Raw genomic sequence first — 6122 nt, 5'->3', positions numbered from 1 at the left:
CACGCCGTAGCCGCCGTCAGAGCTCGGCCTGCCCTGGTGGTCGTCCCACCGGGACAGCATGTACGCCACTGCCTTCAGCAGCGGTTCCGGCACGCCCGTCGCCTTGGCCGCCTCGCCGAAGGCCGCCTCGCGAGTGGGCGCCGACAGCGTCGCCGTGCAGGAGACCCGTGGCCGGCCGTGGAGGTGGAGGCCAGGACGGACGGCGCCGCGGGGAGCAGCGCCGCCGCCGCGGTGACCGCGACGACGATGCCACGATGTGGAGTTCTCAACGTTGTGCGACCCCTTCTCGAATGCCTGTGGGGGGATCAGGCCGGGGCAATCACACCTCTGTGCGCGTCCGTACGCCAGAGCGCCACGCAAATCTCGTCGAGATCGTAACTTTTCGCCAGACAGGCCGAGTCAGATGAAAATCCTCGCCCGGAGCGCGCCCCAGCCAGTTTTTGACGTCTGTGATGGGAGCGCTAACATTCGCGCTGGCCGCCCCGCCGCGTAACGGCGGGGCGGCGCTGCGTCTCTCTAAAGAGAGTCTTACGGGAGCGGGACCGCGCTCGACTCGCGGACGACGAGGTGGCAGGGCAGGGCGTGCCGGCCGGGGGAGGGGGAGCCGTTGATGGCGGCCAGGAGCATCTCGGCCGCGGAGCGGCCCAGGCCCTCGAGGTTCATGTCGACGCTCGTCAGCGGCGGCTGGCAGCCCTCGGTCATGACGTCCCAGTTGTCGAAGCCGACGAGGGCGACGTCCTGCGGAACCCGGCGGCCGGCGGCGCGCAGCGCGTCGCACACGCCCCGGGCGATCTGGTCGCTGCCGCAGAAGACCGCGTCGAACTCCGCCCGCCCGGCCAGCAGGATGCCGACGGCCTGGCGTCCCCACGCCTCGCTCCAGCCGCCGAACAGCGGCGGCGCGGCCGGTTCGAGCCCCTCCTCCGCCAGCCGCTCCAGCGCGGCCGCCGCGCGGACCCGGGCGGAGTTGTGATGCTCGGGGCCCGTGACGTGCGCGATCCGGGTGCGGCCGACGGCCAGCAGGTGCTCGACCGCCTTGCGGGCGCCGCCCGCCTCGTCCGGGACCACCGAGCAGTCGCCGGGGTCGGCCGAGCTGATGAAGGCGTACACCACCGGCACGGGCAGGTCCGCGGCGATGGGCGCGCGTGCCTCGGTCCGCCGGCCGGTCACGATGATCCCGTCGACCCGGCGGCTGAGGAGCGTCCTGACGTAGTACTGCTCGCGGATCGGGTCGTCCCGCCCGTCACAGAGGAAGACCGACATCTCCCCGGCGCCCAGCGCGTCCTCCGCGCCGATCAGGACGGGGATGCTGAACCGGCCGATGGTGTCCGTCGTGATCATCCCGACCGTGTAGGTGCGGCCCGAGTGCAGGCTGCGGGCACCGGCGTTCGCCTCGAAGCTGAGCTGCCGTGCGGCCTCCCGGACGCGCATGCGGGTCTCCTCCCGCAGCGATCCGCGTCCGTTGAGCGCCTTGGAGGCCGTGCCCACCGACACCCCGGCCAGTGCCGCGACGTCGGCGATCGTGGCGTGACGCTCCAGCTTTCCCACGTTTCCTCCACTTTCCGATGGCGTTGCCTGCATCCACTGTATCGCCGGACCGTTGCGGCGCCGGTGCCCTCCGGTAACACCAGTGAAACCTGCTATTGACGACCCAGGACAGCGTTGGTAGCTTTCCGGCAACCGTTTTCCTAATTTTCCTTCTGAAGGACGTCCCGGCGGAATCTCGCACGGTCCCGCGTCACGACACGAGAGATCAGGAATGACCCAGCAGAAGCTGTCACACACCGTCCCGGCCGCGCCCGGCCTCCAGGAGGCGGCCGGGCCCGTAGCCCCGACCCCGGCGGCCCTGTCCGCGCTGCGGCCGCTCGGCCTCGGCCAGGCTCGGTTAAGGGCGGAGGGCCTGCTCGGGCGGTGGCGGCGGCGCAACGCCGAGGACACGCTGCCGCACTGCGTGGACAACCTCCACACCGCCGGCAACATCGGCAACCTCCGCGCCGCCGCGGGGGAGTCCGAGGACGAGTTCGCCGGCATGTGGTTCGCCGACTCCGACGTCCACAAGACGCTGGAGGCGGCGGCGTGGCAGCTCGCGACCTCGCCCGAGGACGACGGCCTGCGGTCGTTCGTCGACGACACGACCGCGCTGCTCGCCCGCGCCCAGCGGGAGGACGGCTACCTCAACTCCTACTTCACCGTCGTCGCGCCCCAGGAGCGGTGGGCCAAGCCCGACTGGAGCCACGAGCTGTACTGTGCGGGCCACCTCTTCCAGGCGGCGGTGGCCGCGGCCCGCACCGGGGTGAGCCCCGACCTGCTGCCGGTCGCCCGGCGGTTCGCCGACCTGCTGGTCGAACGGTTCGGCCCGGACGGAGTGGAGGAGGTCTGCGGGCACCCCGAGGTCGAGACCGCGCTCGCCGAGCTGTACCGGCTGACCGGCCACCGGCCCTACCTGGACCTCGCCCAGCGTTTCCTCGACCTGCGCGGACGCGGCCTGCTCGGCCACGGCCGGTTCGGCCCCCGCTACTACCAGGACCACCAGCCCGTACGCGAGGTGCGGGAGGTGACCGGGCACGCCGTGCGCCAGTTGTACCTGCTGGCGGGGATGGTGGACGTGGCCGTGGAGACCGGCGACCTGGCGCTGCTCGACGCGGCGGAGCGGCTGTGGGCCGACGCCTTCCGCTCGCGGACCTACGTCACCGGCGCCCACGGCTCGCGCCACCGTGAGGAGGCGTACGGCGACCCGTACGAGCTGCCGTCCGACCGGGCCTACGGCGAGACGTGCGCGGCCATCGCGAGCTTCCAGTGGAACTGGCGGCTGCTGCTGGCGACCGGCCGGGCCCGCTACGCCGACGAGATGGAGCGGGTGCTGTACAACGCGGTCGCCGCCGCCGTGTCGTCCGACGGCAGGCACTTCTTCTACTCCAACCCCCTGCAGTTGCGTACGGGGCACGCGAGCTCGGGCGAGGAGGCGGCGTCGCGCCGGCTGCCCTGGTATTCGTGCGCCTGCTGTCCGCCGAACATCGCCCGGCTCATGGCCTCGCTGCCCGGCTACCTGGCGACGGCCGACGACGGCGGCCTGCAGATCCACCTGTACGGCGACGCCTCCCTCACCGCCCCCGGGGGGCGCCGTGTGGAGATGCGCACGGCCTACCCCTGGCAGGGCCGCATCGAACTGGAGGTCGCCGAAGGCGGCGGGGGCGGTCAGGCGTGGACGCTCGCGCTGCGCGTGCCGGCCTGGTGCGACACCTACACGGTGAGCGTCGGCGGCGAACCGGTGCGGGTGCCCGCGCGGGACGGCTACGTGCGGCTCACCCGCGTCTGGACGCCGGGCACGACCGTGGTCCTCGACCTCGACATGCCCGTCCGGCAGGTGACCGCCCACCCGCGGGTCGACGCGGTGCGCGGATGCGTCGCCCTGACGCGCGGCCCGCTCGTGTACTGCCTGGAGCAGGCCGACCTGCCGCCCGGCACGGTCCTGGAAGACGTGCGGCTGGACCCCGCCGTCGAAGTGACGGCGGCCCGCCGGGAGGATCTGCCGGACATCCCGGTCGTGATCACCGCCGGTGGGCTGGTCGCCCACGCCGGCGACTCGCTGTACACCGCCGGAGCCAGGCGGGAGCGGACGGGCACGCCGCTCACGCTCACGGCGGTGCCGTACTTCCTGTGGGGCAACCGGAGCGAGGGCCCGATGCGGGTCTGGATCCCGGTCGCCGCCGCCGGATGACCGCGGCGGGCCGGATCCGTAGAGGTCCGGTCCGCCCGCATGGGGACCGTCCACGGCGTCCGCCGGCTCGGGGAGGGACGGTCCCGCTCCACCTCCTGCTCTCCCCCCACCTGAGCACAGAAAGAGCGAGGTAGTTCATGCGCAGACCCCGAGGCACGACCCTGCTGCCCGCGCTGGCCGTGTCACTGACCGCGGCACTCGTCCCGCTGAGCCCCGCCGAGGCGGCGGGCGCCACCCTCACGGTGAACGTCGCCCAGCCCTTCCGGCCCGTCACCCACGTCGCCGCGGGCGGCCTGTACGGCCTGGCGGAAAACGGCCGCCCGGCCGACTCCACGCTGCTGCCGCTGAAGGTCAACTCGCTGACGCAGCCCGCCCCCGGTGTGGGACAGAAGCCCAACGGCCAGCCCCCGGGAGGCGACTCCCTGCTCGTGGCCCCGCAGGCCACCCGCGTCGGGGCCGGGGAGTTCATCCGGATGCCGGACATCTATCCGAACTTCCCGTACAAGTGGGTGAGCTGGAACGACTGGCTGGCCAAGGTGGACACGATGGTCCGCGCCCGCCTCAACGCGACCACGGTGACCAACGTCATCGGCTGGGAGCTGTGGAACGAGCCCGACGGGACGTGGAACACCTCCGCGGCCGGGTCCTTCAACGACGGCTGGACGCGCACCTACCGGGCCGTGCGGGCACTGGACACCACGACGCCGATCGTCGGCCCGAGCATCTCCTACTACAACCACTCCTGGTTGTCGTCCTTCCTGAGCAGCGCCAAGGCCGCGGGCACGCTGCCCGACGTCATCTGCTGGCACGAGTTGGGCGGCGACCCCAGCGGCATCGCCGCGCACATCGCCGACTACCGCGCCCTGGAAAGCTCGCTCGGCATCAGCCCCCGGCGCATCGCCATCAATGAGTACGCCGCGATGAGCGAGGTGGACGTCCCCGGCCGGATCGCCAGCTACGTGGCCAAGTTCGAGCGCGGCGGCGTCGAGATGGCGCACCGGGCGTTCTGGTACGAATACGGCACCATGAACGGGCTTGTCGTCAACAACAGCCAGCCCACCGGCACCTGGTGGCTGTACAAGTGGTACGGCGACATGGCCGGCCGCATGGTCACCACCACCCCGGCCACCCAGACCGGGCTGGACGGCTTCGCCTCCTACGACTCCACGCGCAAGACCGTCAACGTGGTCTTCGGCAACGAGTCGGGCACCAACACGGTCCGCGTCACGGGCATCGGCGCGCTGGGCTCCTCGGTCCGGGTGACCCTGCAGTCGACCCCCGCGAACGGCCGCTTCACCGCCGTGACCGCGCCCACGACCATCTCGACGAGCACGTACGCCGTGAGCAACGGGGAGATCAGCGTCTCGGTGCCGAACATGTCGGCCACGAGCGCGTACAACCTGGTGATCCAGCCGGTCAGCGGCGTGCCGTCCTACCAGCAGCGTTACGAGGCGGAGAACGCGTCCGTCTTCCGCGCCCAGCGGCTGACGAGCTCCAGCGCGTCCGAGGGCGGCTACGTCGGGCGCATCGACAACAGCACGAGCACGCACAGCACGGACAGCTACGTCGACTTCGTGGTGAACGTGCCCACGGCCCGGACGTACACGATGACCATCGGCTATGCCAACGCCACCGGGGCGACCGCCACGCAGGGGCTGGCGTACAACGGCGGCGCCTGGACGACCGTCAGCTATCCGCCCACGGCCGCCTGGGGCCAGTTCGGCGCCACGGTCAGCACGAGCGTCAACCTGCAGGCGGGCTACAACGTGATCCGCCTGGCCAAGGGGTCCCCCTACTTCGCCGGCGGCACCGGCTACGCCGAGCTGGACTACATCCAGCTCACCTGAGCCGCGCCGGTCCACCGAGCAGGGTCACTGAAAGGAAACAACGACATGGATAGCCTCGACAGGGGCCGGCGCGCCGCCGGTCTGGGCCTGGCGGCTCTCGCCATCGCGGGCGGCCTCACCGCGTGTTCCGGGTCCTCCGGCGGCGACGGCGGTGCCGCGTCGGCGGTGCGGGCCAGGCCGCCGGGGGCGGGACCTACACGATCTGGGATCCCTACCCGCAGTTCGACGACTCCTCCGACTGGGTGAAGCTGCTCACGCAGTGCGGGACGCAGGCCGGGGTGACCGTCAAGCGGACCGGCTACGACACCACCGACCTCACCAACAAGGCGCTGCTGGCGGCGCAGCAGGGCAACTCGCCGGACGTGCTGATCGTGGACAACCCGGTGGTCTCGACGCTGGCCGAGGCGGGGGTGCTGACCTCGACCGACGAGACGAAGATCGACACCTCGGCCGTCTCGCCGAACCTGCTCGCGGCGGGTCAGCTCGGCGGCAAGACGTACGGGGTCCCGATCGGGGCCAACACCCTCGCCCTGTACTACAACAAGGAGGTGCTGAAGAAG

The 6122-nt window shown here is 71.8% G+C and carries 4 protein-coding genes; 3 read left to right on the top strand and 1 reads right to left on the bottom strand.

What is annotated here, in order from left to right; all coding sequences use genetic code 11:
* Positions 1–528 precede the first annotated feature (528 nt).
* Complete coding sequence (locus B1L11_RS43700) at positions 529–1545, bottom strand: LacI family DNA-binding transcriptional regulator (RefSeq protein WP_256863428.1); 1017 nt, start codon at positions 1543–1545, stop codon at positions 529–531.
* Between the two features lie 211 nt (positions 1546–1756).
* Here B1L11_RS43700 and B1L11_RS43695 point away from each other — a divergent pair, with 211 nt between their 5' ends.
* From B1L11_RS43695 to B1L11_RS43685, 3 genes are all read left to right on the top strand, one after another.
* Positions 1757–3715 carry a glycoside hydrolase family 127 protein gene (locus B1L11_RS43695; protein ID WP_079321020.1) on the top strand — a complete coding sequence of 653 codons (1959 nt, stop codon included), beginning with the start codon at positions 1757–1759 and terminating at the stop codon, positions 3713–3715.
* A gap of 137 nt (positions 3716–3852) precedes the next feature.
* Entirely contained in the window at positions 3853–5562 is a 1710-nt protein-coding gene (locus B1L11_RS43690; protein ID WP_079321019.1) for a CBM35 domain-containing protein, read from the top strand.
* 122 nt (positions 5563–5684) lie between these two features.
* On the top strand, positions 5685–6122 hold a 438-nt coding region (locus tag B1L11_RS43685), incomplete at its 3' end, for an extracellular solute-binding protein (RefSeq protein WP_218671688.1).

Origin of the sequence: Microbispora sp. GKU 823, from assembly GCF_002027145.1 — a bacterium.
Classification (GTDB): domain Bacteria; phylum Actinomycetota; class Actinomycetes; order Streptosporangiales; family Streptosporangiaceae; genus Microbispora; species Microbispora siamensis.
This window is presented reverse-complemented; position numbering and strand designations above follow the sequence as displayed.